The organism is Pseudomonas sp. GL-R-19, from assembly GCF_019956375.1.
Classification (GTDB): Bacteria; Pseudomonadota; Gammaproteobacteria; order Pseudomonadales; family Pseudomonadaceae; genus Aquipseudomonas.
Genome location: NZ_JAHBDJ010000045.1, coordinates 1 through 26,834, shown reverse-complemented (window position 1 = coordinate 26,834; position 26,834 = coordinate 1). Strand labels below are relative to the sequence as shown.

At 60.0% G+C, this 26,834-nt stretch carries 27 protein-coding genes and 1 tRNA gene; 16 read left to right on the top strand and 12 right to left on the bottom strand.

Translation table 11 applies throughout. The features are described from left to right. Positions 1 to 56: 56 nt before the first annotated feature. Positions 57 to 1,169 (bottom strand): enoyl-CoA hydratase/isomerase family protein, encoded by a 1,113-nt coding sequence (locus KGA83_RS22190; protein WP_108216815.1) that lies wholly within the window; start codon positions 1,167 to 1,169, stop codon positions 57 to 59. 133 nt (positions 1,170 to 1,302) lie between these two features. On the opposite strand from KGA83_RS22190, the gene ung reads away from it, so the two are divergent. Then, entirely contained in the window at positions 1,303 to 1,995 is a 693-nt protein-coding gene (gene ung / locus KGA83_RS22185; RefSeq protein ID WP_108216816.1) for a uracil-DNA glycosylase, read from the top strand. A gap of 122 nt (positions 1,996 to 2,117) precedes the next feature. Here the strand turns inward: ung and KGA83_RS22180 are convergent, their stop codons facing one another. Genes KGA83_RS22180 through KGA83_RS22160 form a run of 5 tightly spaced genes read right to left on the bottom strand, consistent with a single transcriptional unit; the run spans position 2,118 to position 7,485 of the window. Continuing rightward, complete coding sequence (locus KGA83_RS22180; RefSeq protein ID WP_108216817.1) at positions 2,118 to 3,152, bottom strand: AbrB family transcriptional regulator; 1,035 nt, start codon at positions 3,150 to 3,152, stop codon at positions 2,118 to 2,120. Next, complete coding sequence (locus KGA83_RS22175) at positions 3,145 to 4,659, bottom strand: tripartite tricarboxylate transporter permease (RefSeq protein ID WP_108216818.1); 1,515 nt, start codon at positions 4,657 to 4,659, stop codon at positions 3,145 to 3,147. Before KGA83_RS22175 ends, KGA83_RS22180 begins: the two co-directional genes overlap by 8 nt. Position 4,660: 1 nt before the next feature. After that, positions 4,661 to 5,119, bottom strand: a complete 459-nt coding sequence (locus tag KGA83_RS22170; protein ID WP_108216819.1) for a tripartite tricarboxylate transporter TctB family protein — start codon at positions 5,117 to 5,119, stop codon at positions 4,661 to 4,663. 59 nt (positions 5,120 to 5,178) lie between these two features. Then, positions 5,179 to 6,156, bottom strand: coding sequence for a Bug family tripartite tricarboxylate transporter substrate binding protein (locus tag KGA83_RS22165; RefSeq protein WP_108216820.1), 978 nt, complete (start codon positions 6,154 to 6,156; stop codon positions 5,179 to 5,181). Between the two features lie 39 nt (positions 6,157 to 6,195). Further along, positions 6,196 to 7,485 (bottom strand): OprD family porin, encoded by a 1,290-nt coding sequence (locus KGA83_RS22160; protein ID WP_108216821.1) that lies wholly within the window; start codon positions 7,483 to 7,485, stop codon positions 6,196 to 6,198. 238 nt (positions 7,486 to 7,723) lie between these two features. Here KGA83_RS22160 and KGA83_RS22155 point away from each other — a divergent pair, with 238 nt between their 5' ends. Both KGA83_RS22155 and KGA83_RS22150 read left to right on the top strand, forming a co-directional pair. Continuing rightward, entirely contained in the window at positions 7,724 to 8,395 is a 672-nt protein-coding gene (locus KGA83_RS22155) for a response regulator (protein ID WP_007979804.1), read from the top strand. Beyond that, a complete protein-coding gene (locus KGA83_RS22150; RefSeq protein ID WP_108216822.1) occupies positions 8,388 to 9,776 on the top strand; it encodes a sensor histidine kinase in 1,389 nt (462 codons plus the stop codon). Before KGA83_RS22155 ends, KGA83_RS22150 begins: the two co-directional genes overlap by 8 nt. Positions 9,777 to 9,819: 43 nt before the next feature. Here the strand turns inward: KGA83_RS22150 and KGA83_RS22145 are convergent, their stop codons facing one another. Continuing rightward, entirely contained in the window at positions 9,820 to 10,641 is an 822-nt protein-coding gene (locus tag KGA83_RS22145) for an HDOD domain-containing protein (protein WP_108216823.1), read from the bottom strand. 34 nt (positions 10,642 to 10,675) lie between these two features. Continuing rightward, positions 10,676 to 11,617: a YgfZ/GcvT domain-containing protein gene (locus tag KGA83_RS22140; RefSeq protein ID WP_115948416.1), complete on the bottom strand. Its 942-nt coding sequence runs from the start codon at positions 11,615 to 11,617 to the stop codon at positions 10,676 to 10,678. A 149-nt stretch (positions 11,618 to 11,766) separates the two neighbouring features. Between KGA83_RS22140 and KGA83_RS22135 the strand changes: the two genes are divergently transcribed. Continuing rightward, on the top strand, positions 11,767 to 12,021 hold the full coding sequence (locus tag KGA83_RS22135; RefSeq protein WP_108216825.1) for a succinate dehydrogenase assembly factor 2: 255 nt from the start codon (positions 11,767 to 11,769) through the stop codon (positions 12,019 to 12,021). Continuing rightward, on the top strand, positions 12,005 to 12,457 hold the full coding sequence (locus tag KGA83_RS22130; RefSeq protein WP_108216826.1) for a protein YgfX: 453 nt from the start codon (positions 12,005 to 12,007) through the stop codon (positions 12,455 to 12,457). Before KGA83_RS22135 ends, KGA83_RS22130 begins: the two co-directional genes overlap by 17 nt. Here the strand turns inward: KGA83_RS22130 and nadB are convergent. Next, positions 12,426 to 14,042, bottom strand: coding sequence for an L-aspartate oxidase (nadB, locus tag KGA83_RS22125; protein WP_108216827.1), 1,617 nt, complete (start codon positions 14,040 to 14,042; stop codon positions 12,426 to 12,428). The genes KGA83_RS22130 and nadB overlap by 32 nt on opposite strands. Positions 14,043 to 14,595: 553 nt before the next feature. Here nadB and rpoE point away from each other — a divergent pair. From rpoE to KGA83_RS22105, 4 genes are all read left to right on the top strand, one after another. Continuing rightward, the gene (gene rpoE / locus KGA83_RS22120; RefSeq protein WP_003172477.1) at positions 14,596 to 15,177 is read left to right on the top strand and encodes an RNA polymerase sigma factor RpoE; all 582 of its coding nucleotides are present in this window, start codon (positions 14,596 to 14,598) and stop codon (positions 15,175 to 15,177) included. Between the two features lie 31 nt (positions 15,178 to 15,208). Then, positions 15,209 to 15,796, top strand: coding sequence for a sigma-E factor negative regulatory protein (locus tag KGA83_RS22115; protein WP_108216828.1), 588 nt, complete (start codon positions 15,209 to 15,211; stop codon positions 15,794 to 15,796). An 8-nt stretch (positions 15,797 to 15,804) separates the two neighbouring features. Beyond that, positions 15,805 to 16,764, top strand: coding sequence for a MucB/RseB C-terminal domain-containing protein (locus KGA83_RS22110; RefSeq protein WP_108216829.1), 960 nt, complete (start codon positions 15,805 to 15,807; stop codon positions 16,762 to 16,764). Between the two features lie 178 nt (positions 16,765 to 16,942). Beyond that, positions 16,943 to 18,367 carry a DegQ family serine endoprotease gene (locus KGA83_RS22105; protein WP_108216830.1) on the top strand — a complete coding sequence of 475 codons (1,425 nt, stop codon included), beginning with the start codon at positions 16,943 to 16,945 and terminating at the stop codon, positions 18,365 to 18,367. Positions 18,368 to 18,447: 80 nt separating this feature from the next. Here the strand turns inward: KGA83_RS22105 and KGA83_RS22100 are convergent, their stop codons facing one another. Further along, entirely contained in the window at positions 18,448 to 19,881 is a 1,434-nt protein-coding gene (locus tag KGA83_RS22100; protein WP_115948415.1) for a M48 family metalloprotease, read from the bottom strand. Between the two features lie 98 nt (positions 19,882 to 19,979). On the opposite strand from KGA83_RS22100, the gene KGA83_RS22095 reads away from it, so the two are divergent. Beyond that, positions 19,980 to 20,219, top strand: coding sequence for a sulfurtransferase TusA family protein (locus KGA83_RS22095; protein WP_108216832.1), 240 nt, complete (start codon positions 19,980 to 19,982; stop codon positions 20,217 to 20,219). A 31-nt stretch (positions 20,220 to 20,250) separates the two neighbouring features. Beyond that, positions 20,251 to 21,321, top strand: a complete 1,071-nt coding sequence (locus KGA83_RS22090) for an AI-2E family transporter (RefSeq protein WP_108216833.1) — start codon at positions 20,251 to 20,253, stop codon at positions 21,319 to 21,321. Positions 21,322 to 21,417: 96 nt separating this feature from the next. Here KGA83_RS22090 and KGA83_RS22085 read toward each other — a convergent pair whose 3' ends face one another. Continuing rightward, positions 21,418 to 21,891 carry a peroxiredoxin gene (locus KGA83_RS22085; RefSeq protein ID WP_108216834.1) on the bottom strand — a complete coding sequence of 158 codons (474 nt, stop codon included), beginning with the start codon at positions 21,889 to 21,891 and terminating at the stop codon, positions 21,418 to 21,420. Between the two features lie 10 nt (positions 21,892 to 21,901). Beyond that, positions 21,902 to 22,462, bottom strand: coding sequence for a glycine cleavage system protein R (locus tag KGA83_RS22080; RefSeq protein ID WP_007979776.1), 561 nt, complete (start codon positions 22,460 to 22,462; stop codon positions 21,902 to 21,904). Positions 22,463 to 22,790: 328 nt separating this feature from the next. Between KGA83_RS22080 and dapA the strand changes: the two genes are divergently transcribed. The 5 genes from dapA to KGA83_RS22055 all read left to right on the top strand — a co-directional run bounded on the left by dapA (position 22,791) and on the right by KGA83_RS22055 (position 26,480). Then, positions 22,791 to 23,669, top strand: a complete 879-nt coding sequence (dapA, locus tag KGA83_RS22075) for a 4-hydroxy-tetrahydrodipicolinate synthase (RefSeq protein WP_108216835.1) — start codon at positions 22,791 to 22,793, stop codon at positions 23,667 to 23,669. A 17-nt stretch (positions 23,670 to 23,686) separates the two neighbouring features. After that, positions 23,687 to 24,802, top strand: a complete 1,116-nt coding sequence (gene bamC, locus KGA83_RS22070) for an outer membrane protein assembly factor BamC (protein ID WP_115948447.1) — start codon at positions 23,687 to 23,689, stop codon at positions 24,800 to 24,802. 4 nt (positions 24,803 to 24,806) lie between these two features. Next, entirely contained in the window at positions 24,807 to 25,565 is a 759-nt protein-coding gene (locus KGA83_RS22065) for an MBL fold metallo-hydrolase (protein WP_108216837.1), read from the top strand. A gap of 28 nt (positions 25,566 to 25,593) precedes the next feature. Further along, a complete protein-coding gene (gene purC, locus KGA83_RS22060; RefSeq protein ID WP_108216838.1) occupies positions 25,594 to 26,307 on the top strand; it encodes a phosphoribosylaminoimidazolesuccinocarboxamide synthase in 714 nt (237 codons plus the stop codon). An 83-nt stretch (positions 26,308 to 26,390) separates the two neighbouring features. Next, positions 26,391 to 26,480, top strand: a tRNA-Ser gene (locus tag KGA83_RS22055). Positions 26,481 to 26,834 lie beyond the last annotated feature (354 nt).

Genomic DNA, 26,834 nt, shown 5'->3' with positions numbered 1-26,834 from the left:
AATACAAAACCTGTGGGAGCGAGCCTGCTCGCTCCCACATTTTTTATACCCGGATTTCAGTACTCGGATAAATCCGCCAACGGATGCCGACCTTCCCACGCCTTGTGAAAATGCGCCTCTACCACCGCGTTCGGCACGTTGTTGATGTCCGGCCAGTGCCAGTGCGGCTTCTGATCCTTGTCGATCAACCGGGCACGTACGCCTTCGCTGAATTCCGGATGACGACAGCAGTTGAGGCTCAGGGTGTATTCCATCTGAAAGACTTCGGCCAGCGACAGGTGCCGGGCACGGATGATCTGCTCCCACACCAGATGAGCGGTCAGCGGTGCGCCTTCGCTCAGGGTTCTGGCCGCGCGGTTCAGCAACAGATCCCTGTGATCGCGCAAGGCGCTGATGGCCTTCCAGGCGCAACGCACGTCGCTGACATCCAGCAGTTCGTCGATCTGCTGACGGCGCGGCAGCCACTGGGCTTCGGGCATCTGCGCCACGGCTTCCTGTTGCAGGGCCTTGAGCAGGCTGTTGAGCTGCATCGGTGTCTGTTCCTGCCAGTTCAATTGCAGCAGACCTTCGATCAACTTCGGCTGCTGCTCATCGAGCAGGAAACGATCCGCCAGGTCCAGGTCGATGGCATCGCGGCCGTTCATGTGCGCACCGGTCAGGCCCAGGAACAACCCGAGCTTGCCGGGCAGGCGCGACAGAAACCAACTGGCACCAACGTCCGGGTACAGGCCGATGCTGATTTCCGGCATGGCCAACCGGCTGCTCGGCGTGACAATACGGATGCCTGCCCCTTGCAACAGTCCCATGCCGCCGCCGAGCACATAGCCATGGCCCCAACAGATCAACGGCTTGGGGTAGGTGTGCAGTTTGAAGTCCAGGCGATACTCCGCCGCAAAAAACTGCGCAGCCAGTGGCGGTACTTCACCCGGATGGACGCGACAGGCTTGCACCAGGCTGCGCACTTCACCGCCGGCGCAAAAAGCCTTGGCGCCATTGCCGCGCAACAGGACGCAGACGATCTGCGAGTCCTTGGCCCAGGCCTCCATGCGGTCGCGCAGGGCGTTGATCATCGGCAGGGACAGGGCGTTGAGGGAATTTTCGGCATCCAGACTGGCGATGCCGATGCGGGCGCCGTCCGTGCCGGTGAGTTCTTCGAAGTGCAGATTCATCGTGACCTCGATCGGGAATTTGAAGGTTAAGTATGATCGCTGTATGGGAAAGTGCCGGAACTGCGTCAGATCAATTGACAAGTGTGGTGAGCTTTCCTAGGGTTCGCCCCAATTGTTTTTGCCGGATGTAACCATGACTGCTGACGACCGTATCAAACTCGAACCGGGCTGGAAGGAGGCACTGCGTGCCGAGTTCGACCAGCCCTACATGGCAGAATTGCGAAACTTCCTGCAACAGGAGCGGGCGGCCGGCAAGGAGATCTATCCGCCGGGGCCGATGATCTTCAATGCGCTCAATTCCACGCCGCTGGACAAGGTCAAGGTAGTGATCCTCGGCCAGGATCCTTATCACGGCCCGGGCCAGGCCCATGGTTTGTGCTTTTCGGTGCAACCCGGCGTGCCGGCGCCGCCGTCGCTGGTGAACATCTACAAAGAGCTCAAGCGCGACCTGAACATCGACATCCCCAACCATGGCTACCTGCAGAGCTGGGCCGATCAGGGCGTGCTGATGCTCAACACCACCATGACCGTCGAGCGCGCCAACGCCAATGCGCACAAGGACAAGGGCTGGCAGATTTTTACCGATCGAATCATTGAAGTGGTCAGCCAGCAGCAACCGCACCTGGTGTTCATGCTGTGGGGCGCCCATGCCCAGAGCAAGCAGAAGCTGATCGATGCCACCAAGCATCTGGTGCTGACCTCGGTGCACCCGTCACCGCTGTCGGCCTATCGCGGCTTCCTCGGTTGCGGGCACTTCAGCCGGACCAACAAGTTTCTGGAACAGAACGGCGAGACGCCTATCGAGTGGCGGTTGCCGCCGGGTTGATGGGTTGACCTGACTGGCCCCATCGCGAGCAATCGAGCGTCGACCGGCTGCTCCCACAGGTTTTGTGAGCACCGCAAATCCAATGTAGGAGTGAGCCTGCTCGCGATGAAGTCGACTCGGTCTTACTCCGGATTCCGGTTCCAATACTTGAACAACGGCTCCGCCAGAAACAACACAAACAACAGCCGCATCACCTGCATCGCCGTCACCAGCGGCACCGACAGCTGCAGGGTTTCCGCCGTCAGGCTCATCTCGGCAATACCGCCCGGCATCATGCCCAAGGTCAGGGAACGCAGGTCCAGATGGGTCAGCGCACTCAAACCCAAGGCCGCTGCAGTTGCAATCAGCATGGTCAACGCCGTGCCAATCAAGGTGCGGCCCATGAACGATGGCGCACGCCGGAAAAACTGCCGGTTGAAGTGACAGCCCAGACCGCTGCCGATCAACCATTGGCCGATCTGGCTACCGCCGTTGGGCAAACCGATGTGCAGATCCCCGCCGATGCTGACTGCCGCACTGACCAGCAATGGCCCGAACAGCCAGGGGTTGGGTTGACGCAGGCGCTCCCAGATCCAGGCGGCCAATGCACCGACGGGAAACAACACCGCCAACCAGCGCCAATCGATGCTGCCAACATGGGAAATCGGCGCACCGTCGCCCAACAGATACTTGAAGGCAGCCGGTACGCACAACACCACCACCAACACCCGCAAACTCTGCCCCGCCGCCACACGGCTGAGCACCGCACCATTGCGGGCGCCGAGGTTGACCATCTCCCCGGAACCACCTGGCATGCTGGAAAAGAACGCCGTGGCGCGATCTTCACCGGTGCGGCGCATCAGCCACACGCCGACCACTGCAGACAGGCTGGTGACCAACGCACCGAAGAAGATCAGACCGAAATGACTCAGCACCTGCTCCATCACCAACGGGGTGAAGTGCAGGCCGATACCGATACCGACGATCCACTGGCCGCACTTGCGACCGCCAGGGATTTCGGCCAATTGCCAGGGTGTCAGGCAGCGCACGAGGATGATCGCCAGCAACGAGCCGACCATCCACGGCAAAGGCCAGCCGACCTGGCTGGCGAGGTAACCGCCAAGCAGGCCGACCAGCGGGGTTCCCCACCAGCTTCTGAAGGGGGGCCGATCAGACATCGGCGATAGCGCGCTGCGTGGCCGAACGTTTGCGCCAGATGCGCAGGATCGGCATCAACAGCATGATCGCCGTCAGTACCCAGACACCGAAGGTGATCGGGCTCGACCAGAGGATTTCCAGCGCACCGTTGGAAATCGACAGGGCGCGGCGCAGGTTCTGTTCCATCAGGCCGCCGAGGATGAAGCCCAGCAGCAGCGGCGACAACGGGAAGTCCAGCTTGCGCAGGATGTAGCCGAAGATGCCGATGCCGATCATCAGGAACAGGTCGAAGGTGGTGGCGTGCACCGCGTAGACACCGATCCCGGTAATGATCGCAATCACCGGCACCAGTGCCCAGTTCGGCACCGCGAGGATGCGGGTGAACACGCGGATCATCGGGATGTTGAGGATCACCAGCATCACGTTGGCGACGAACAACGAAGCGATCAGGCCCCAGACGATGTCGGGTTGTTCCTGGAACAGCAACGGGCCCGGGGTGATGTTGTACAGCGACAGGGCGCCGATCATCACGGCCGTGGTGCCGGAGCCTGGAACACCGAGGGTCAGCATCGGCACCAGCGCACCGCAAGCCGCGCCACCGATGGCGGTTTCCGGGGCGGCGAGGCCGCGCTTGTCACCTTGACCGAATTTACCGCTGGCACCGGCGATGCGTTTTTCGGTCATGTAGGCCACGGCACTGGCCAGGGTCGCGCCGGCACCCGGCAACACGCCCATGATGAAGCCCAGTACGCCGCAACGAATGTTCACCGTGAACACCGACGCCGCTTCCTTGAAGTTGAACATCATGCGCCCGGTGGCTTTCACTGCTTCCTGGCCGTGATGGGTTTTTTCCAGCAGCAGAAGGATTTCGCTGATGGAGAACAGGCCGAGCACCAGCACGACGAACTGGATGCCGTCGGTCAGGTGGATGTTGTCCCCGGTGAAGCGATACACACCGCTGTTGGCGTCGATGCCGACGGTCGACAGGAACAGGCCGATCAGCGCCGCGATGAACGTTTTCAACGGGCGGTCACCGGCCATGCCGCCGAGGCAGACAATCGCAAACACCATCAGTACGAAGTATTCCGCCGGCCCGAAGGCAATCGCCCATTTCGCCAGCAGCGGGGCGAACAGCACCATGCCGCAAGTCGCGATGAAGGCACCGATGAACGAGCTCCATGCCGACAGCGACAGCGCGACACCGGCCAGGCCCTGGCGAGCCATCGGGTAGCCATCGAGGGTAGTCATCACGGTAGACGCTTCGCCCGGAATGTTCAGCAGGATCGAGCTGATCCGGCCACCGTATTCACAACCCAGATACACGGCTGCCAGCAGGATCAGTGCCGACTCCGGTGGCAAGCCGAGGGCGAATGCGATCGGGATCAACAGTGCGACGCCGTTGATCGGCCCCAGGCCCGGTAACAGGCCGACCACAGTGCCGATCAGGGTGCCGCACAGTGCGGTCACCAGGTTGTACGGGCTCAGCGCGACGCCGAAGCCCTGACCCAAATAGCCAAGAGTATCCATATCAGTTCTCCAGAACGTCGAGCAGGCCGAGGGGCAGCGGTACGTCCATCACGCGGTCGAACAGCAGATAGAGACCGACGGCCATCAGGCTGATGATCACGATGCTGGGTACCCAGCGACCGCCATACAGACGGGCCATGGGCACGCCGATCAGGATGCTGGCGACGATGAAACCCAGCGGTTCGAAGGTGCCGGCGAACACCAGTAACAGCACCACGCAGATGCCGATCTTGGTCAGGGTTTCGCGATCCAGAGGCGGCTCGTCATCGCTGTGCTTGATCGGTGCAGGACGAAATACCATGTACAACAGTGCCGAGCCCATCAGGCCGAGCATCAACAACGGGAAGGCCCGCGGTCCCACCGGTTCGTAGGAGAAAGCCGCTTGATACGGCCACGCCATCAGTGCCAGGCCGATACAGGCCAGCAATAGTACCGAGGCGAAAATGCGTTGTAAGAGCATGGGGAACTCCTGGGCTGCGGCCCCGCCAAAACGGAGCCGCAACCGCTAGACAGAGACGATCACTGGATCAGGCCGAACTCTTTGGCCAGCACTTTGTAGTCCGCAACCTGCTTCTTCACGTAGGTGTCCAGTTCCGGGCCGGTCATGGCGAACGGGAAGAGCTCGCGCTGATCACGCAATTTGGCGAAGTCTTCGGAAGCCAGCAATTTGTCGAAGGCCGCTTTCCACCAGGCGTAGTCTTCGTCGCTGACTTTTGGCCCGAGGTAGAAGCCGCGCACCACCGGCCAGACGATGTCGTAGCCTTGCTCACGCGCTGTCGGGATGTCCTTCATTTCCGGCTCGTCCAGACGCTTGTCGGAGAACACTGCCAACAATCGCATGTCACCGCTCTGGATGTGCGGCATGGAGTCGGAGATGTCGGTGCTGCCGACCTGGATGTGCCCACCGAGCAGGGCGGTGGCGATTTCACCGCCGCCTTCGAGGGCGACGTAACGCAGGTCACGCGGGTTGATCCCGGCAGCCTTGGCGATCAGCGCGGTCTGCATCCAGTCCTGGCTGCCGACGGTGCCGCCGGAACCGATCACCACTTTGCTCGGATCTTTCTTCAGTGCCTGGACCAGATCGTCCAGAGTCTTGTAAGGCGAATCGCTTTTAACCGCGATGGCGCCATAGCTGGTGCCAACGGCGGCCAGCCAGCGCACGTTGCTTTCATCGAAACGACCGAACTTGCCTTGCGCCAGGTTCAGCAGCGAACCACTGGACCAGGCCACCAGGGTGCCGGCATCGGCCGGACGCTGGGCGACCACCGCGTTGTACGCCACGGCGCCGACACCGCCGGGCATGTAGGTCACGCGCATCGGTTTGGTCAGCAGTTTTTCGTTGACCAGCGCGCTTTGCGCCAGTTTGCAGGTCAGGTCGAAACCACCGCCGGGCGAGGCCGGGGCGATGCATTCCGGGCGTTTGGGTTCGGCGAGCGCCTGGCCGGTGAGCAGCAGGACGCTGGCGGCGAGGGCTAGTTTACGCATTGACAGGTTCATTCAAGTCTCCTTGGGAGTTGTTGTTATTGACGTACTGAATTACCAAAGGGCAACGCTATAGCTCACCAGCAGACGCACTTCATCGGCATCGCGAGCGGAGTAGTTGGAACGGTAGGTGGCATTGCGCAGGCGCACGGCGACATCCTTGAGCGCGCCGCTTTGTACAACATATTTAATTTCGCTGTCGCGTTCCCACTCTTTGCCTTCGTCACCGTTCTTGAGCTTGATGTTGTCACCGCTCACGTAACGGCTCATGAAGGTCAGGCCGGGGACGCCGAGAGTGACGAAGTCGAAGTCATAACGCGCTTGCCAGGAGCGCTCCTGGGCGCCGGCAAAGTCGTTGATCTGCACGAAGTTCACCAGGTACGGGTCGCTGCCATCCACATAGGGGAACGCGCTGTCGCCGGACATGTGCTGGTAGCCCGCGCTGAACTTGTGCCCGCTCAAGGCGTAACTCACCAGGCCATTGAGGGACTTGTTGTCGATCGGGCCGCCACGGGCCTCGCCCTGGTCATCACTGATGGCAAATCGCAGGTCGCTGGCAAAGGTGCCAGGGCCGAACGGCTGCGAAGCAACCAGCCCGAGATAGTGCTGGTTGTAGACTTCATCGAGTTGCGCGAAGTGGTAGCTGCCGGTGATCTTGTCGGTGAGCTTGTAGTCCACGCCGCCAAAGTCGAAGTGCTTGCCGGCCACGGTGCCAGCGAAACGACCGTTCTTGTTGTTGAGGGCAATGTCCTCGAAGTCGGTGCTGTCGCGATCCTTGGCCTTGTCCAGACGCCCGCCGGTGAAGGTCAGGTTCTTGATCTCTTTGGAGGTCAGCATGCCGCCTTCAAAGGTCTGCGGCAGGATGCGTCCGTCGTTGGGCTTGAGGATCGGCAGTTCCGGAATCAGGGTGCCGATTTTCAGCTCGCTGGCGGAGATTTTCACTTTACCGGTCAGGCCGAGTTTGGAGTATTCGTCCACGGCTCGCCCATCGTCGGTCGGCAGCAGGCCGGTACCGGTACGGTCCGGGCTCGAATCGAGCTTGACCCCCAACATGCCCAGCGCATCGACACCGAACCCCACGGTGCCGTCGGTGTAGCCTGATTTAAGATTGAGCATGAAACCCTGGGCCCACTCGTCACGCTTGGACTGTTGGGCACTGGTGCCGTCGCGATAATCGCGATTGAAGTACATGTTGCGGGTTTCGAAAGTGGCCGAGCTGTCGTCGAAGAATGCGGCCTGGCTCAACGGTGAAAAACCGGCAAGGGCGGCAGCGCTGGCAAGCGCAGTGTGGCTGAAACGGGAGAGGCGGGCAGGCGCGATAGCCTGGGTCTGCAGGGACTGCATGGATGACTTACTCCGTTTATTGTTCTTATTTGTCGAAAACGCTTCGAGGCGTTTTTCGTATCGCTGTGTGGCTGCAGCGACGGCAGTCGAAACTGTCCGTGGTCCGACTCTAACGGGCTAACCTTTCGCTAACCTTTCAGAAGACTTTCACGATTTTTCGGGCTTCACAGCGACGGATGCCGCTGTAAACTCCGCGCCAAAGAATGGCGTCGACCATCCCTGAACGAGGTATAGATCCATGCGTGTCCTGCTCGTCGAAGACCATCTGCAGCTCGCCGAAAGTGTCGCCCAGGCACTCAAGAGCACCGGGCTGACCGTGGACGTTCTGCACGATGGCGTGGCAGCCGACCTGGCGCTGGGCAGCGAGGAGTACGCCATGGCGATCCTCGACGTCGGCTTGCCGCGCATGGATGGTTTCGAAGTGCTGGCGCGTTTGCGGGCGCGGGGCAAGAACCTGCCGGTGTTGATGCTGACCGCCCGCAGCGACGTCAAGGACCGGGTCCATGGCCTGAACCTCGGCGCCGACGACTACCTGGCCAAGCCGTTCGAACTGACCGAGCTCGAAGCCCGGGTCAAAGCCTTGTTGCGCCGCAGCGTGCTGGGCGGTGAACGCATTCAGCGTTGCGGTGTGCTGGCCTATGACCTGGAAACCCGGCGCTTCACCCTCGGCGAAGAATTGCTGACCCTGACTTCCCGCGAGCAAGCCGTACTCGAAGCCCTGATCGCGCGCCCCGGTCGGGTGATGAGCAAGGAGCAACTGGCATCGCAAGTGTTCGGTCTCGATGAAGAGGCCAGCCCCGATGCGATCGAAATCTACGTGCACCGCCTGCGCAAGAAACTCGATGGCCAGCCGGTTGCCATCGTGACCTTTCGCGGCCTCGGTTACTTGCTGGAAAGCCGCGATGCATAAGCCCAGCAGCCTGCGCTGGCGGTTGTTGTGGAACCTGGCGCTGTTGCTGGTGGTGTTGATGCTGGCCAGTGGATTGAGCGCCTACTGGAACGGTCGTGAAGCGGCCGACACGGCCTATGACCGGACTTTGCTCGCCTCGGCGCGGACCATCGCCGCAGGCCTGTCCGAGCACGATGGGAGCCTCAGCCTCGACGTGCCTTATGTCGCCCTCGATACCTTCGCCTACGACAGCGCCGGGCGGATTTTCTACCTGGTCAACGACATCAATCAGAAGCTGATTTCCGGTTACGAAAACCTGCCCGCGCCGCCGCCGGGAACGCCGCGCACCGATGACTATCCAGCGCTGGCACGTTTCTACAATGCCCAGTACCGCGGGCAGAACGTGCGCGTGGTGAGCCTGCTCAAGCCCGTGAGCGAGCCGAACATGAACGGCATGGCGGAAATCCGCGTGGCGGAAACCGATGAAGCGCGGGTGAGCATGGCTCGCAGTCTGGCGACAGATACGTTGCTGCGCCTGGGCATGCTGGCGGGTGGGGCCTTGATGTTGGTGTGGTTCGCGGTGAGTGCCGCGTTGCGCCCGCTGGAACGCTTGCGCACGGCCGTGGAGGAGCGTCAGCCGGACGATCTGCGGCCCTTGCCATTGGTGGAAGTGCAGCGCGAATTGTGGCCGCTGGTGCGCGCCCTCAATCACTTTACCGAGCGCTTGCGCGGGCAGTTCGAGAAGCAGGCGCAATTCATCGCCGATGCCGCCCACGAACTGCGCACGCCGCTGGCGGCGCTCAAGGCACGACTGGAACTGGGCATGCGCTCAGTCGAGCCCGAAACCTGGCGCAGCACGCTGGAAACCGCCGCCCAAGGCACTGATCGCTTGACCCATCTGGCCAATCAGTTGCTTTCCATGGCGCGGGTCGAAAATGGCGCCCGGGCGATTGCCGAGGGCGGTGCGCAGTTACTCGACCTCAGTCAGTTGGCTCGGGACCTGGGCATGGCCATGGCGCCGCTGGCCCACAAGCGCGGCATCGCGCTGGCGCTGGAAGCGGATGAACCCGTCTGGTTGCGGGGCGAGCCGACATTATTGAACGAACTGCTGAGCAATCTGGTGGATAACGCACTGGCTCACACGCCACCGGGTGGCAACGTGATATTGCGCGTCTCGGCGCCCGCAGTGCTGGAAGTCGAAGATGATGGCCCCGGCATTCCTCTTGAGGAACGCGATCGGGTATTCGAGCGGTTTTACCGACGCAACCAGCAAGTGGCCGGTTCAGGGTTGGGGTTGGCGATTGTCGGTGAGATCTGCCGCGCGCATCTGGCGCAAATCAGCCTGCATGATGGTGAGCACGCAGGGTTGAAGGTGCGGGTGAGTTTTATCTCCGGGGAGTAACACAACATCTGTGGCGAGGGGGCAAGCCCCCTCGCCACAATGATCAGTAAAACATCGTGCGTGTTTCTTCCAGGTCGGCGCATATCGCCTTGTCGTCAAAGTCGATTCCAAGTGCCTTGTAGGCCGGTACATTCAATGCATCGGCACGGGCGAGCGGGTGATCGGTGTCCTGCAGGCAATACAGGCTGGCCACCTGCACCAGATCCACATAATCGACCTGCGCAGACTGGCGTTTGAAGTTCAGGTACAGCTGCGGCACTTGCACCAGCATGTCGGGAAATTCCCAGACCCTGAGCAGTTTTTCGCCGATCAGCGGATGAATCTGGTCGATCACATGGTTGAGGCTGACCGGGTCGGACAGCAGCTCATAGTGATCTTCGGCGTAGGTCAGGATCGGCAGCACGCCGATCTGATGCACCAGCCCGCCAAGGGCTGCCTGATCGGGCTTGAGTCGGGTATGGCGGCGGCACAAGGCGTAGCTGACGCCGGCGATTTCCAGGCTTTTACGCCAGACATCGCGCATCTTCTGTTCAACCACGTCGGAGCGGGCATGGAAAATCTGCTCCATGACCAGGCCGATCGCCAGATTGCAGCTGTAGTTGATGCCCAGGCGGGTGATCGCGGTATGCAGATCGGTCACTTCCTGGGTCGCGCGCAACAGTGGGCTGTTGACCACTTTGATCAGGCGTGCCGACAGCGCGGTATCGCGGCCGATCACTTTGCTCAGGGTACTGACGCTGACTTCCGGGTTTTCTGCGGCCTTGCGAATCTGCAGGGCCACTTCCGGTAACGTTGGCAGAACCAGGTCATCGTTATTGATGGCCTCAACCAAATCCTTTTGGACCTTTTCCGCCAGTTCGCTCATTTAGTCTCTCTAGGTGTTGCGCCAAATGCTGCCGTTATTGCTGGATTTCGCGATCGCGGTCCAGTTCATAAGGCAGGTCGAGCAGCTGCAGGGACGGCCCTTCGAGCTCGCCCAGGTGGATGTCTCCACTGTCTGCTGCTTCGGCTTGCAACACAGCCAGGAGCTCAATGTTCTGCCCGGCGTGGGCAGCCAGCACCACTTCGCCAATGGAACTGCCATGGGTCGGGGAAAACAGCGCGGTACCCGGTTCAGGCCGTTCGCTGGCCGTCAGTTGCAGGCGATACAAACGGCGCTTGAGTTTGCCCAGGTATTGCATGCGCGCGACGATTTCCTGCCCGGTGTAGCAACCTTTCTTGAAACTCACGCCACCGACCGCTTGCAGGTTGAGCATCTGCGGGATGAACAACTCGCGGGTGCCGGGCATGACCTGGCCGATCCCTGCGCGGACTTGGCCCAGCAGCCATTGATTGAGGTCGCCTTCGCTCAGCACCGCCGATAGCTTGCCTTTGACCGCATCGGCTTGACCGGCGGCAACCCAAAACTCGGCGCGTTGCGGCGAGACACGGATGGCAATCAGCCCATCGTTGCGCACGACGCTGTCGGTTTCTGCCGGCAGGTCCAGACCGAGGCTGACCAGTGCAGCGTCGCCATGGTCAACGCCGAAGCGAACCCAGGCGGCACTTTCATCGGTCAGTTTCGACTTGGAAAACACCGCGTATTTTTTCAGGTCCGTCAATTGCGGTTCGAGCAATTCGGTGGCCATGGCCAGGACTACGCCGTCACTCTCGAGCAGGATGCGGAAACTCGATTGCATCCGGCCTTTCTGGGTGCAGCGCGCACCGAGGCTGGCCCGGGAATCGCTCAGGTAGTTGAGATTGCAGGTCAGTTGGCCTTGCAGGAATTTGCTGGCGTCCGCGCCGCGGACCGCGAGAACACCTTCATGAGAAAGCGTGCAGAAAAAAGCAGAATCGGCCATGGGTCATCGCAGGGTAAAGAGTCTGGCGGACATCATAAGGGGGCGCCTTCGAAATGGGTAGTTCACAAAGGATCACCGGTGCCCGACCAAAGCCGACTGTTCGACGGAGCGCGGGCCTGTATACTTGCGGCCTATTTGAGGAGCGCTCCATGGTCGAAGATGTTGAACTGAACCGCCTCTACTGGCACAGCCGCCGCGGCATGCTTGAGCTTGACGTGCTGCTGGTGCCGTTTGTGAAAGAGGTTTACCAGCACCTCAACGAGGTTGATCGCGCCTGCTACGTCAGGTTGCTCGAATGCGAAGATCAGGACATGTTCGGTTGGTTCATGGAACGCAACGAATCCGAAGATCCTGAGCTGCAACGCATGGTTCGCATGATCCTGGATCGTGTCCAGCCCAAGTAATTCGTTCGAATGCCGCTGGCATGCCTCTCGGCAGTTGCTGGCGGCGTATCTTCTGGCCCAGCTGCTCGCGTTGGGTTCGTTGTTTTTACTGTCGATTCCGCTCTGGGCCAGCTCGCTTGGCGTTGTGCTGTGCGTGGCTCACGGAGTCTGGCTGTTGCCCCGGCAAATCTTGTTGACGCACCCGCAGGCCTTTTGCGGCTTGCGGCGCGATGCCGATGGCTGGCAGTTGTGGAGTCGGGCCAAGGGTTGGCAGCCCGTGCAGCTAAGGCCGGACAGCCTGGCGCTGCCGTTGGTGGTGGTACTGCGTTTTCGACTACGTGGTGAGCGCCGGGTCCGGGCTATTTGCGTGCCCCGGGATGCGCAGGCGGCGGATGTGCACCGACGCCTGCGGGTCCGGCTCAAATTCAGCCGACGTAGGTGGGCGGCACCAGAATAGTGTCCAGCGCGACCGGCAACAGGTTCGGGTAGTCGAGGGTGTAATGCAGGCCACGGCTTTCCTTGCGCTCCATGGCTGACAGAATCATCAGCTCGGCCACTTGAGCCAGGTTGCGCAGCTCGATCAAATCCCGGCTGACCTTGTAGTTACTGTAGAACTCGTCGATTTCATCCAGCAGCAATTGCACGCGGTGTTGCGCCCGTTGCAGGCGCTTGTTGGTGCGCACGATGCCGACGTAGTCCCACATGAATCGCCGCAGCTCATCCCAGTTGTGCGCAATGATCACGTCTTCATCGGAATCGGTGACCTGGCTCGCATCCCAGGCGGGAAGGGGGGCTGGCATCGGAATCCGGGGCAGCTGTTCGAGAATGTCTGCGGCCGCCGAGCGGGCATAAACGAAACATTCCAGCAGCGAGTTGCTGGCCATGCGGTTGGCGCCGTGCAGGCCGGTGAAACTGGTTTCGCCAATGGCGTACAGACCCGGCACGTCGGTGCGGCCCTGTTGATCGACCATCACACCACCGCAGGTGTAGTGCGCAGCCGGGACCACCGGAATCGGTTGCCTGGTGATGTCGATGGAAAATTCCAGGCAGCGTTCGTACACCGTCGGGAAGTGCGTCTTGATGAAAGCTTCGGGCTTGTGGCTGATGTCCAGATAGACGCAATCGACGCCCAGGCGCTTCATTTCATGGTCGATGGCCCGGGCGACGATGTCCCGTGGTGCCAATTCGGCCCGTGGATCGAAGCGCTGCATGAAGCGCTCACCGTTGGGCAGCTTCAGGTGGGCGCCTTCGCCTCGCAGGGCTTCGGTGATCAGGAAGCTCTTGGCTTGCGGGTGATACAGGCAAGTGGGGTGGAACTGATTGAACTCCAGGTTCGCCACCCGGCAGCCCGAGCGCCAGGCCATGGCGATACCATCGCCGCAGGCTCCGTCGGGGTTACTGGTGTACAGGTAAACCTTGGCCGCACCACCGGAGGCGAGGATCACAAAGCGGGCGCCGTAGGTGTCGACTTCGCCGGTGCCGCGATTGAGCACATAAGCACCGAGGCAGCGATCACCTTCCAGGCCCAGGCGTTTCTCCGTGATCAGGTCAACCGCCACCCGCTGTTCCAGCAGTTCGATGTTCGGCCGTTTCCTGGCCTGGTCGAGCAGGGTTGTGAAAATGGCTGCACCCGTGGCATCGGCGGCGTGGATGATGCGCCGATGGCTGTGGCCGCCCTCGCGGGTCAGGTGGAACTCGAAGCCGCCATCTTCGTTGCCCGACTGTTCATCGCGGGTAAAGGGCACGCCCTGGTCGATCAGCCACTGAATGGCTTCCTTGCTGTGCTCGACGGTAAAGCGCACAGCGTCCTCATGGCACAGGCCGCCACCGGCATTGAGCGTGTCATCGACATGGGATTCAACGGTATCGGTATCATCCAGAACGGCCGCAACGCCGCCTTGGGCCCAGAACGTCGAGCCATTGGCGAGGTTGCCCTTGCTCAGTACGGCAATGCGCAAATGACCGGGCAAGGTCAGCGCAAGGCTCAAGCCGGCAGCACCGCTGCCAATTACCAGAACATCGTGTTGAAACTGTTGGCTCATTTCAGGATTCCGCTCAAAGCGACCCGGGTCGGGGGTTGGCACAGCTGGACTGGCGAGTCAAAGCAGCCGCACTGCCCTCTAGTATATAGAGGGGGGGAGCGGCACAATACCCGAGCTGGCATGGCATTGTGAAACTACTGTGACGCAAAACATCGGTCGCTTCGTCGGATGTTTTTCTGCCCGTTGGGCGCGAGAATGACTGTATCGCCGATTTAACCGTCTTTTTCCCTTCACGGTTGCACAATGTCAGGTCGGCGCGGCTATAAATATTTGGAACTTTTGCCAAAGGGCCAAGATCAATAGACGGTTGTCTGAAACAAGGGACAGTGTCGGCTTCAGTGCGAGATTGCAGTGCGATCCTTGCCGAAGAGTCCGATGACAAGATTATCCGCGCGGCCGGGTCAACTCGTGCTGCGCTTTTCGTGCGTGCCAAATCAGAGCCCGCAGGAAACTTGCCTGGAGGGGGAGAACTTTTGCGAAAAGCCCGAGTCTATGTTTGCAAGTCTGGTGATTTACTTCTGCAAGCCTCCTCCGAGCTCATCGAGGAGTGTTCATGCTAACCCAGGAAGAGGATCAGCAACTGGTCGAGCGCGTTCAGCGCGGCGACAAGCGTGCTTTCGATCTGCTAGTGCTGAAATACCAGCACAAAATTCTCGGGTTGATCGTGCGTTTCGTGCACGACACCCATGAAGCCCAGGATGTGGCACAAGAAGCCTTTATCAAGGCGTACCGTGCACTTGGAAATTTTCGCGGAGACAGCGCGTTTTATACGTGGCTTTACCGCATCGCCATCAACACGGCGAAAAATTATCTGGTTTCACGCGGCCGTCGGCCGCCGGATAGCGATGTCAGTTCCGAGGATGCAGAGTTCTACGATGGCGATCATGGCCTCAAGGATCTCGAGTCGCCAGAGCGGGCTTTGCTGCGGGATGAGATCGAAGGCACCGTCCATCGAACCATTCAGCAACTGCCGGAAGATTTGCGTACGGCTTTAACTTTACGTGAATTTGATGGTCTGAGTTACGAGGACATTGCGAGCGTCATGCAATGTCCGGTAGGCACCGTGCGCTCCCGGATCTTCCGCGCCCGGGAGGCCATCGACAAAGCCCTGCAGCCGTTGTTGCAGGAAAACTAAAGACAGCGGCGACAGCCAAGAGAGGAACGCCATGAGTCGTGAAGCCCTGCAGGAATCGCTGTCCGCAGTGATGGATAACGAAGCGGACGAATTGGAATTGCGTCGGGTATTGAACGCCTGCGACGATGTTGAAACCCGTGAAACCTGGGCTCGTTATCAGATCGCTCGGGCAGTGATGCACAAGGATCTGCTGCTTCCACGTCTGGACATCGCGGCGGCTGTTTCTGCTGCCCTGGCCGACGAAGCCGTACCGGCAAAGCCTTCCCGTGGTCCATGGCGTAGCCTGGGTCGTCTGGCGGTCGCAGCTTCCGTGACCCTGGCGGTGCTGGCCGGTGTGCGTCTGTACAACCAGGATGAGATCGCCGGTGTCGAACTGGCCCAGCAATCCAGCCAACCCGCACTGGCCGCTCCTCAAGTAAAAGGCCCTGCTGTTCTGGCAGGCTACAATGAGAGTTCGGAAGCTACTGGCCCCATGGCCAGCGGTGTATTGCAAGGTCAGCCAGGCTGGCACGATCAGCGTCTGCCAGGCTATTTGCGCCAGCATGCTCAACAGGCTGCACTGAAAGGCACTGAGAGCGCTCTGCCGTACGCTCGTGCCGCAAGTCTGGAAAACCGTTAAGGAGGACCATGCGCGCCATACCTCTACTTTCGCTTCTGCTCAGCGGCTGGTTCATCGTTCCAGCCCAAGCCGATGATGCCCAGGACTGGTTGACCCGCCTGGGCCAGGCAGAGCAACAGCAAAGCTTTCAGGGTACTTTCGTCTACGAGCGTAACGGTAGTTTTTCTACCCATAACATCTGGCACCGTGTCCAGGATGGAAAAGTCCGTGAGCGATTGATCCAGCTCGACGGCTCCGCTCAAGAAGTCGTTCGCATTGATGGGCAAACTCAATGCGTAAGCGGCACACTGATAGCAGGGCTTGGGGACTCCCCGAACTCCGCGGCCCGTGCACTCGATCCTCAAAAGCTCAAGAATTGGTATGACCTCGCTGTTGTCGGCAAGTCGCGTGTCGCCGGGCGTTCCGCGGTGATCGTATCGCTGACACCCCGCGATCAACACCGCTACGGTTTTGAACTGCATCTGGATAAAGAAACCGGCCTGCCTCTGAAGTCTTTGTTATTGGACGACAAGGGACGGTTGTTGGAGCGCTTCCAGTTTACGCGACTGGATACCGCTGACGCTCCTTCCGAAAAAGACCTGCAGGCCAGTAATGATTGCAAGCCCGTCAATCTCGAAAGTGACAAGGCTTCTGCCGTCAAGTCTGCTCAGGTCTGGCGCTCCGACTGGTTGCCGCCCGGCTTCGAGCTGACCAGCAGCACCGCTCGCAAGGATCCGGAGACCAAAACCCAGGTCAATAGCCTGATGTATGACGATGGTCTGACGCGCTTTTCGGTATTCCTCGAGCCGCTGAATGGCGCAACAGTCACCGATACCCGCACTCAGTTGGGGCCGACCGTTGCGGTTTCCCGGCGCTTGACCACGGCACAGGGTGAGATGATGGTAACCGTCGTCGGTGAAATACCAGTCGGTACCGCTGAGCGGATAGCGCTTTCGATGCGTACCGACGCCGCTGCGACCAAGCAGTGAGCTGAATTCGAAATGTTTCGTGAGCATTTCAATTTGCTAAAATCCCGTAAATTTCATATAGGTCAGAGTCCCTCGGCTCTGGCCTTGTTTGTTGTTCCCGGAACAAAAATACCGGCGTATTGTTCCCGGTGTTTCTTGCTCCATATCGCTTAACCATGCTCGTCGTAACGGGAGCCGTATGTCGATACCACGCTTGAAGTCCTACCTTTCCATTATTGCCACCGTACTGGTGCTTGGTCAGGCGGTCACCGCCCAAGCGGTCGAATTGCCTGACTTTACGCAACTGGTCGAACAGGCCTCGCCTGCGGTCGTGAACATCAGTACCACGCAAAAGCTGCCGGATCGCCAAGTCAGCCAGCAAATGCCCGACCTCGAAGGCTTGCCGCCTATGCTGCGCGAATTCTTCGAGCGAGGCATGCCGCCGCAATCGCGTTCACCTCGCGACCGTCAGCGCGAGGCAACTTCCCTGGGGTCGGGTTTCATCATCTCTACTGATGGCTATATCCTGACCAACAACCACGTGATCGCCGATGCTGACGAAATCCTCGTCCGCCTGGCTGATCGCAGCGAAATGAAAGCCAAGCTGATCGGTACCGATCCACGTTCCGACGTGGCGCTGCTGAAAATCGAAGGCAAGGACCTGCCGGTGCTGAAGCTCGGTAAATCCCAGGACCTGAAGGCTGGCCAATGGGTTGTCGCGATTGGTTCGCCATTCGGCTTTGACCACACGGTGACCCAGGGCATCGTCAGTGCCGTCGGTCGCAGCCTGCCGAACGAAAACTATGTACCGTTCATCCAGACCGACGTACCGATCAACCCGGGTAACTCGGGCGGCCCGCTGTTCAACCTGAACGGTGAGGTGGTCGGGATCAACTCGCAGATCTACACCCGCTCCGGTGGCTTCATGGGTGTGTCGTTTGCGATCCCGATCGACGTGGCCATGGATGTTTCCAATCAGCTGAAATCCGGTGGAAAAGTCAGCCGAGGCTGGCTGGGTGTCGTGATTCAGGAAGTCAGCAAGGACCTGGCCGAGTCGTTCGGTCTGGAGAAGCCGGCGGGTGCGCTGGTTGCCCAGATTCAGGATGATGGCCCGGCTGCCAAAGGTGGCCTGCAAGTCGGCGACGTGATCCTGAGCATGAACGGTCAGCCAATCGTCATGTCGGCCGACCTGCCGCATCTCGTTGGTGCGTTGAAGGCTGGCGCAAAAGCCAATCTGGAAGTGATTCGTGACGGCAAGCGCAAGAAAGTCGAGCTGACCGTCGGTGCAATTCCGGAAGAAGCTAAAGAGCTGGATGCCGAGCCAAAATCCAGCATCGAGCGCAGTAGCAATCGCCTCGGTGTTTCCGTGGTCGAGTTGACTGACGACCAGAAGAAAACCTATGACCTCAAAGGCGGTGTGATGATCAAGGAAGTGCAGGACGGTCCTGCCGCCATGATCGGCTTGCAGCCGGGTGATGTGATCACCCACCTGAACAACCAGGCCATCGGTTCCACCAAGGAGTTCGCAGACATCGCCAAGGCGCTGCCAAAGAACCGTTCGGTGTCGATGCGGGTACTGCGTCAGGGGCGAGCGAGCTTCATCACCTTCAAGCTGGCTGAGTAATCCGGTAGCCCGCTGAATAAAAAACCGCCTCGTAAGGGGCGGTTTTTTTATGTCCGGACTTTTTGTCTCCGGGGGGGGCGTCAGCCCATCATGTCCTTGATCATGCGCTCTTGTTCCATCAGCTCACGTTGCCGTGCGTCGATCCGCGAAGACAGTGGGAAGTTCGTGCCGGCCTTGCGTTTGGCGAAGTCCAGTTGCTGAATGGCCTGTTTATAGTCCCCGACCAGTGCAAAGTATTCGGCGCGAGCCTGATGCAAGCCGATGATATTGCCCGACAGGCCGCGTGTCTCGGCAACCTGATACCACACGTCCGGATCATCCGGGCGGGACTTGAGCAGGCCTTCGAGGGCTTTCTCCGCATCCGCAGTACGGTTCTGCTTGAGCAGCAGGTCGACTCGAATCTGGTTCAGCGGGTAGTTGCCAGCGTATTGGCCCATCAACCGGTCCACCCGGGACTGGGCATCGGGCAGGCGATTGTTGGTGATGTCCAGATCGACCTGAGCCAGGTTGTAGATGATTTCGTTGGGTGCCTTGGCCAGCAACTGCTTGAGATTTTCCCGTGCTTCGTTCAGTTGGCCGCCCTTGATCTGGGCGATCGCCAGGCCGTAGCGTGCCACGTCGTTTTTCGGGTTCTCGTCGAGCAGGGCGCGAAAGCGCTTGGCGCCAAGTCCCGGGGTTTCTTCATAGATCAGTTGGACGCGTGCGCGGATCAGTTGGTAGCGCATGCTGTCTTCGATACCTCCCTTTGGAAACTGTTCGGCGCGGTTGCGGGTGTCGGCGATACGCGATTCGGTGACCGGGTGAGTCAGCAGAAATTCCGGTGGCTTGGCATCGTAGCGGTACTGACGCCCCAGGCGCTCGAACATGCTGGGCATCGAGCGGGGATCGTAACCGGCCTTTTCCAGATTGAGGATGCCGATACGGTCGGCTTCCTGCTCGTTCTGGCGGGAGAATCGCCGCTGTTCCTGGATGGCTGCGGCCTGTGTGCCGGCAATGGCTGCAATCCCGGCGTTACCGCCACCTGCGGCTGCAACCACGATGCCGGCCAGCAATGCAGCCATCATCGGTACTTGCATGCGTTGTTGCGCTTCGACGCCCCGGGCAAAGTGGCGTTGCGACAAGTGAGCCAGTTCGTGCGCCAGTACCGAAGCGTATTCGCCTTCGGTCTGGGCGTAGAGGAACAGGCCACCGTTGACCCCGACGATCCCGCCGGGTGCCGCAAAGGCGTTGAGCTGCGGGCTGTTGATCAGGATGAACTCCAGGCGCCGGTCAGTGACCTGGCTGGTCTCCACCAGTCGGTAGACGCTGGATTCCACGTAATTCTTGAGTTGCGGATCGTTGAGCTGTGAAACCTGACTGCGCAACATGGCCAGCCAGGCGCGGCCGAGCTGGTATTCCTGTTGCGGTGAGACAATGGCAGAACTGGCGTCGCCGAGTGACGGCAGGTCGTCGGCGAAGCCCGGTGAGGCGAGCAGGCAAGCGAGCGTCAGCAGGGTAGGGCGCAAAAATGTCATGCACAAAGCCTTAGTCGACAAAGACCTTACTGTAGCCGGACACCGGCGTTGCGACCAGATATTCTAGGCAGCTCAACCGCCTGACCCGGAGTGATGCAATGACCGACGCTGTAGAGCATGACGTTGAACTGGACGCCAGCGGCCTGAATTGCCCGTTGCCGTTGCTCAAGGCCAAGATGGAACTCAACCGGCTGGCCAGTGGTGCGGTGCTCAAGGTCATCGCCACCGATGCAGGTTCGCAACGTGACTTTCGCACCTTTGCCCGATTGGCCGGTCATACCCTGCTTCGTGAAGAAGAAGAGGCGGGTGTTTACCGCTACTGGTTGAAAAAAGCCTGAATTCGGCTGCGTTTGCTCCTAAGGATTATTGATGTTCAAAGTGTTACGCGACTGGATTCAGCGCTATTTCTCCGATGAAGAAGCGGTGGTGCTGGCTGTCCTGCTGTTTCTGGCATTCACCGTCGTACTGACCTTGGGCGGTATGCTGGCGCCGGTACTCGCCGGTATGGTGCTGGCGTACCTGATGCAGGGGCTGGTGGTGGCCCTCGAGCGCCTGCGCGTGCCGGGTTGGGCCGCGGTGGGGCTGGTCTTTGCGTTGTTCATGGGGCTGTTGCTGGTATTCATCGTGGTTGTCGTGCCGTTGTTGTGGCACCAACTGATCACGTTGTTCAACGAGTTGCCCGGCATGCTTGCCAAGTGGCAGTCGCTGTTGCTGCTGCTGCCCGAGCGTTATCCGCACCTGGTATCCGATGAACAAGTGTTGCGGGCCATCGAAGTGGCGCGGGGCGAGATCGGCAAATTTGGTCAGTGGGCACTGACGTTCTCGCTGTCGAGCCTGCCACTGCTTGTGAACATCATGATCTACCTGGTGCTGGTGCCGATTCTGGTGTTCTTCTTTCTCAAGGATCGGGCCATGATCGGCCAGTGGGTACGCGGTTACCTGCCCCGTGAGCGGGCGTTGATCACCCGGGTCGCCCATGACATGAACCGGCAGATTGCCAACTACATTCGCGGCAAGGTCATCGAAATCTTCATTTGCGGTGGCGTGACCTACATCGCCTTTGTTGTTCTTGAGCTCAATTACGCGGCGCTGCTGGCACTGCTGGTGGGGATCTCGGTGGTGGTGCCTTATGTCGGTGCCGTGGTGGTGACTGTTCCCGTGTTTCTGATTGCGCTGTTCCAGTGGGGCTGGAGCGATCAGTTCATTTACTTGATGGCGGTCTACGGGATCATCCAGACGCTGGATGGCAACGTGCTGGTGCCATTGCTGTTTTCGGAGGCGGTCAACCTGCACCCGGTGGCGATCATCTGCGCTGTGCTGCTGTTTGGCGGGTTGTGGGGCTTCTGGGGGGTGTTCTTTGCGATTCCCCTGGCGACGCTGTTCAAGGCGGTGCTGGATGCGTGGCCGCGCAAGGAGCCGGTGGTGGCGCCTCTGCTTTAAATCGGTGGAGATGCAAAAAGATCGCAGCCTGTGGCAGCTCCTACAGGAGCACCTCGATCGGCGTAGGAGCTGCCGAAGGCTGCGATCTTTTTTGTATCAGGCCTTGTTCAGGGCCTGAGCCGCCGTCAATACCGCATCGACATGCCCCGGCACCTTCACGCCGCGCCATTCCTGGCGCAACACGCCTTTGGCGTCGATCAGGAAGGTGCTGCGATCCACGCCCATGTATTCCTTGCCGTAGAGCTTTTTCAGCTTGATCACGTCGAACAGCTGGCAGATGGCTTCGTCCTTGTCGCTGATCAGCTCAAAGGGGAATTCCTGCTTGCACTTGAAGTTCTCGTGGGATTTCAGGCTGTCGCGAGATACGCCGAACACTTCGGTATTGGCAGCCTTGAACGCTGCATACTGATCACGAAAGCCTTGCCCCTCGGTGGTGCAACCCGGCGTGCTGTCCTTGGGGTAGAAGTAGATCACCACCTGCTTGCCTTTCAGATCAGCGAGGCTGACGGTGTGCCCGCTGGTGGCGGGGGCTTGGAAATCGGCAACCGGTTGGTCGATGGCAACGGCCATGAAAGCTTCCTTACATTGGGTTCTGTGGGCGCCAGGGTTCGATCAGGGCATCGAGGTTCAGCGCGTCGGCAAAATCCAGGAACTGATCGCGCAGCCAGCTGATTTGCACGCCGGCCGGCAATGTCACGGTAAACGTGGCGTTGAGCATGGTGCCGCCGGTCTGCGGAGCCTGGTAGGTGTCGCAGGTCAGGTTTTCCAGTTCGACATTGTGGTCCATGAAAAACTGGCACAGCTCGTTGATGATGTCCGAGCGGTAGGCCGAGCTGACATAGGCGACGTACGGCAGGGCCTGGGGGCGGTTTTCCAGGGCGGCGCTACGCACCACGTTGACCGTGAACGCATGCCGTTTGGCCAGTACTGGCAGGCTGCCTTCCAGGCGTGCCAGGGCATCCCAGCTGCCGGAGATTTCCAGCACCAGCGCACTGCATTCGCCATGACGGGTCAGGCGAGAAGTGACCACGGCGCAGCGGTTTTCATGGCTGGCGCGGCACAGGACGTTGGTCAGCTCCATGGGGTTGGCGCCGAGGGCACTGATGACAAGGAATTGTTCGCGAACTGTGGGGGTGGACATGCAGCATTCCTAAAGCGATGAGCGGTCGATACGTCAAAGGGCCGATTTACCGGGAGCGAGCCTGCGGATGCGAACTCAGAAAGCCCCGAGTGACAGGTTGCGACGTGCTCCGGCAGGGCGGGAGCGAGGCGTGGCAACGCTGGATCAGGGCTTGTGATGCCGAAAATGGAGGCTGAAACCCGACGGACGAGCTTGTCTGTACCGATCAAAGTCTGAAGGGTAGCGAAAACCGGCGCCAAGGGGAATGGCGGCAGCACAGTACTTCGCTTGTGCAAGCATCTTGGCGCCAGTACCATTACGGCTCTCTTTTTCCGGCAGGAGCGGTTTCATGATTGCGGGCAGTATGGTGGCACTGGTCACACCCATGGATGCACAGGGGCGTCTTGACTGGGACAGCCTCAGCAAACTCGTGGACTTCCACCTTGAAAACGGCACCCATGCCATTGTCGCCGTCGGTACCACCGGCGAATCGGCAACCCTCGACGTCAACGAGCACATCGCAGTCATCCGCGCCGTGGTCAAGCAGGTCAACGGTCGCATTCCGGTGATCGCCGGTACCGGCGCCAATTCGACCCGCGAAGCCGTCGAATTGACCCGCAATGCCAAGGAAGCCGGCGCCGATGCCTGCCTGCTGGTCGTGCCGTACTATAACAAGCCGACCCAGGAAGGCCTGTACCTGCACTTCAAGCACATCGCCGAAGCGGTCGACATCCCGCAGATTCTCTACAACGTTCCCGGCCGCACCTCCTGCGACATGCAGGCCGAGACCGTGATCCGCCTGTCCACCGTGCCGAACATCATCGGCATCAAGGAAGCGACCGGCGACCTCAAGCGCGCCAAGGCCATCCTTGACGGCGTTAGCAAGGACTTCATCGTCCTTTCCGGCGATGATCCGACCGCGGTCGAGCTGATCCTGATGGGCGGCAAGGGCAATATCTCCGTCACTGCCAACGTCGCGCCACGTGAAATGGCCGATCTGTGCGAGGCCGCCCTCAAGGGGGATGCCGAGACCGCACGGGCAATCAACGAAAAACTGATGCCGCTGCACAAGGACCTGTTCATCGAAGCCAACCCGATTCCGGTGAAGTGGGCTTTGGTTGAAATGGGCCTGATGCACGAAGGCATTCGCCTGCCGTTGACCTGGCTGAGCACACCTTGTCACGAAACGCTGCGCACGGCCCTGCGCCAATGCGGCGTCCTGGTTTAATTGAGGAAGTACAACGCATGAAGCGAATGGCCGGACTTTCCGCACTTGCCTTGATTATCTCCAGCACCAGTGGCTGTGGATGGGTCTGGGGCCCGGAAGGTTATTTCCGTGACCGTGGTAGCGATTACCTGCAAGCGCAACAGACTGCGCCGATGCAAATACCGCAGGATATCCATGACGCCAAGCGTCTGGATCCGCTGTTGCCGATCCCGCGCAACGTGGCTGATGACACTGAGAAGGGCGAGTACATCGTGCCTCGTCCGCAACCACTGACGGCGGCTGCGGACGCCAGCCCCTATTCCCTGCAGAAGAGCGGCGGCTCCAGCTCCATCCTGGCGCAGAATCCGCCGGCTGAAATCTGGCCAGTGGCCGTTCAGTTCTTTCAGGACAACGGTTTCCGTCTGGATGAACAGCGTCCGCAAACCGGTGAGTTCACCACGACCTGGCAGCACTCCGATGAACTGTCCGCCGCCATGGGCAAACGCCTGAGCGCGGCCGGCGTCAGCACGGACAGCGAAACCCGCGTGCGGGTGCGCATCGAGCCGGGTGTGCAGCGCAACACCAGTGAAGTCTATGTGGTCAGCGCCGAGCGTCCTGCCGGCAGCACCGCTGACGTGGCTTTCACCAACCGTTCGGTCAACACTGGCCTGGACGCGGCACTGGTCGACGACATGCTTGCGAGCATGAGCCGTATCTCGGAGAAGGGCGGTTCGGTTTCCATGTTGGCTTCACGTGATTTCGACGCGCCTAGCCGTGTCAGCCTGAGCGAAGACGGCAGCGGCAACCCTGTGCTCAACGTCGGTACCGACCTGGATCGTGCCTGGTCGAGCGTCGGTCGTGCGCTGGAACAAGGTGAATGGCGTGTTGAAGACATCAACCGCAGCCTGGGCCTGTACTACATCAACCTGGCCGAAAAAGCCGAGAAGAAAGACGACAAGCCTGGCTTCCTCAGCAGCCTGTTCGGCAGTGCGCCGAGCAAGGAAGAGCTGGATGCCCGCGCCGAGCGTTATCAGGTTCGCCTGAGCAAGGTTGGCGAGAACGTCCAGGTCACCGTCGAGAAAAACATCAACACCGTGGCGCCGCCAGAGGTAGCGCGTAAAGTGTTGAGCAAGATTCAGGACAACCTGGGCTGATCTTATGCGTTTTGCCGTTCTCGGCAGCGGCAGTCAAGGGAATGGCACGCTGATAGCCAGCGCTGATACGTACGTGTTGGTGGATTGTGGTTTTTCCCTGCGGGAAACCGAAAAACGCCTGCTGCGCCTGGGTGTGAACCCTGCGCAGCTGAGCGCGATACTCGTGACCCACGAACATGCCGACCACGTGCATGGCGTGGGTTTGCTGTCTCGGCGCTACAATCTGCCTGTCTACCTCAGTCGCGGGACCTTGCGCGGGATGCGCAAACCGATTGAACCCGCAGGCTTTCTGGCTGGCGGCGAGCAACTGCAAATCGGCAACTTGAGCATCGGTGTCATTGCCGTGGCCCACGATGCACAAGAGCCGACGCAGTATGTCTTCAGTGACGGTGAGCGGCGCTTCGGCCTGTTGACCGACCTGGGCTCGTATTGCGACAAGGTGCTGGACGGCTATCGGGACCTCGATGCGTTGATGATCGAGTCCAATCACTGCCGTGACATGCTGGCTCGCGGTCATTACCCGTACTTTCTCAAGCAACGGGTGGGCGGTGAACTGGGACATTTGAATAACCATCAGGCGGCATTCCTGGTGGCCGAGTTGGGCTGGAAAGACCTGCAACACCTGGTCCTGGCCCATCTGAGCAGCAAGAACAACCTGCCGCGGCTGGCCCGGCAATGTTTTGTCGACACCCTCGGGTGCGACCCGGACTGGCTGCAACTGGCCGATCAAGATTCAGGGCTCGACTGGCGCCACATCGCCTAGCCCATCTACTTAGCAAGCGGAGCCCATCATGGAAAAACGTGAAGAACTCTACCGCGGCAAAGCAAAGTCGGTTTACAAGACCGACGACGCTAACCGTTTGATCCTGCTGTTTCGCAACGACACCTCGGCTTTCGATGGCAAGCGTATCGAACAGCTCGACCGCAAAGGCATGGTGAACAACAAGTTCAACGCCTTCATCATGCAGAAGCTCGAAGCTGCTGGCGTGCCGACCCAATTCGATAAGCTGCTGGGCGACAACGAATGCCTGGTGAAAAAACTCGACATGATCCCGGTCGAGTGCGTCGTGCGTAACTACGCCGCCGGCAGCCTGGTCAAGCGTCTGGGTGTCGAAGAGGGCATGAAGCTCAACCCTTACACCTTCGAGCTGTTCCTGAAGGACGACGCCAAGGGCGACCCGTTCATCAACGAATCCCACGTCGTGGCCTTTGGTTGGGGCACCGCCGAGCAACTGGTTCGCATGAAAGAACTGTCGCTCAAGGTCAACGAAGTCCTGAGCAAACTGTTCGACGACGCCGGCCTGCTGCTGGTCGACTTCAAGCTAGAATTCGGCGTGTACCACGATGGCTCCATCGTGCTGGGCGACGAATTCAGCCCGGACGGCTGCCGCCTGTGGGACAAGGCGACTGGCAAGAAAATGGACAAGGACCGCTTCCGTCAGGGCCTCGGTGACGTCATCGAAGCCTACGAAGAAGTCGCCAATCGTCTTGGCGTACCGCTTTAACCGACGCAAGCATCTGATAGCACAGAAATATTTCGCTTAGGGGGTTCGCTTCCTGCGAAAGTGTTGTTATGATGCGCGCCGTTGGAGAGATGCCAGAGTGGCCGAATGGGACGGATTCGAAATCCGTTGTACCTTCACCGGTACCTAGGGTTCGAATCCCTATCTCTCCGCCATAAATACCAAAGAAATCCCGCGAGTTAGACGCTCTGCGGGATTTTTTTTGCCTGCTGAAAAGTCACGCGACCATCAAACGATGTGCGCCATTCAATGGACGTTCATGCTTGTCCGGGGCTGTCGGTGGACGGGGCGTTTTTTCCCACGAGCGGCGCATCATGGCAGCTATTCCCTTTCGGGAAGACTCGGAACTGATCACAAGTCCGCCTTGTCCGCCCAGCTACGGCGACATTAGGGTGCGGAGCGTGACTCCAGGTCTATTTCCGTCGGCCACCGCACCTTGGGCGCCAAACGGCGCGCGAGGTTGAAGGTCGCATCTTCGTTGTTCCAGTCGCGGGGCGGGCGGGGGAAGG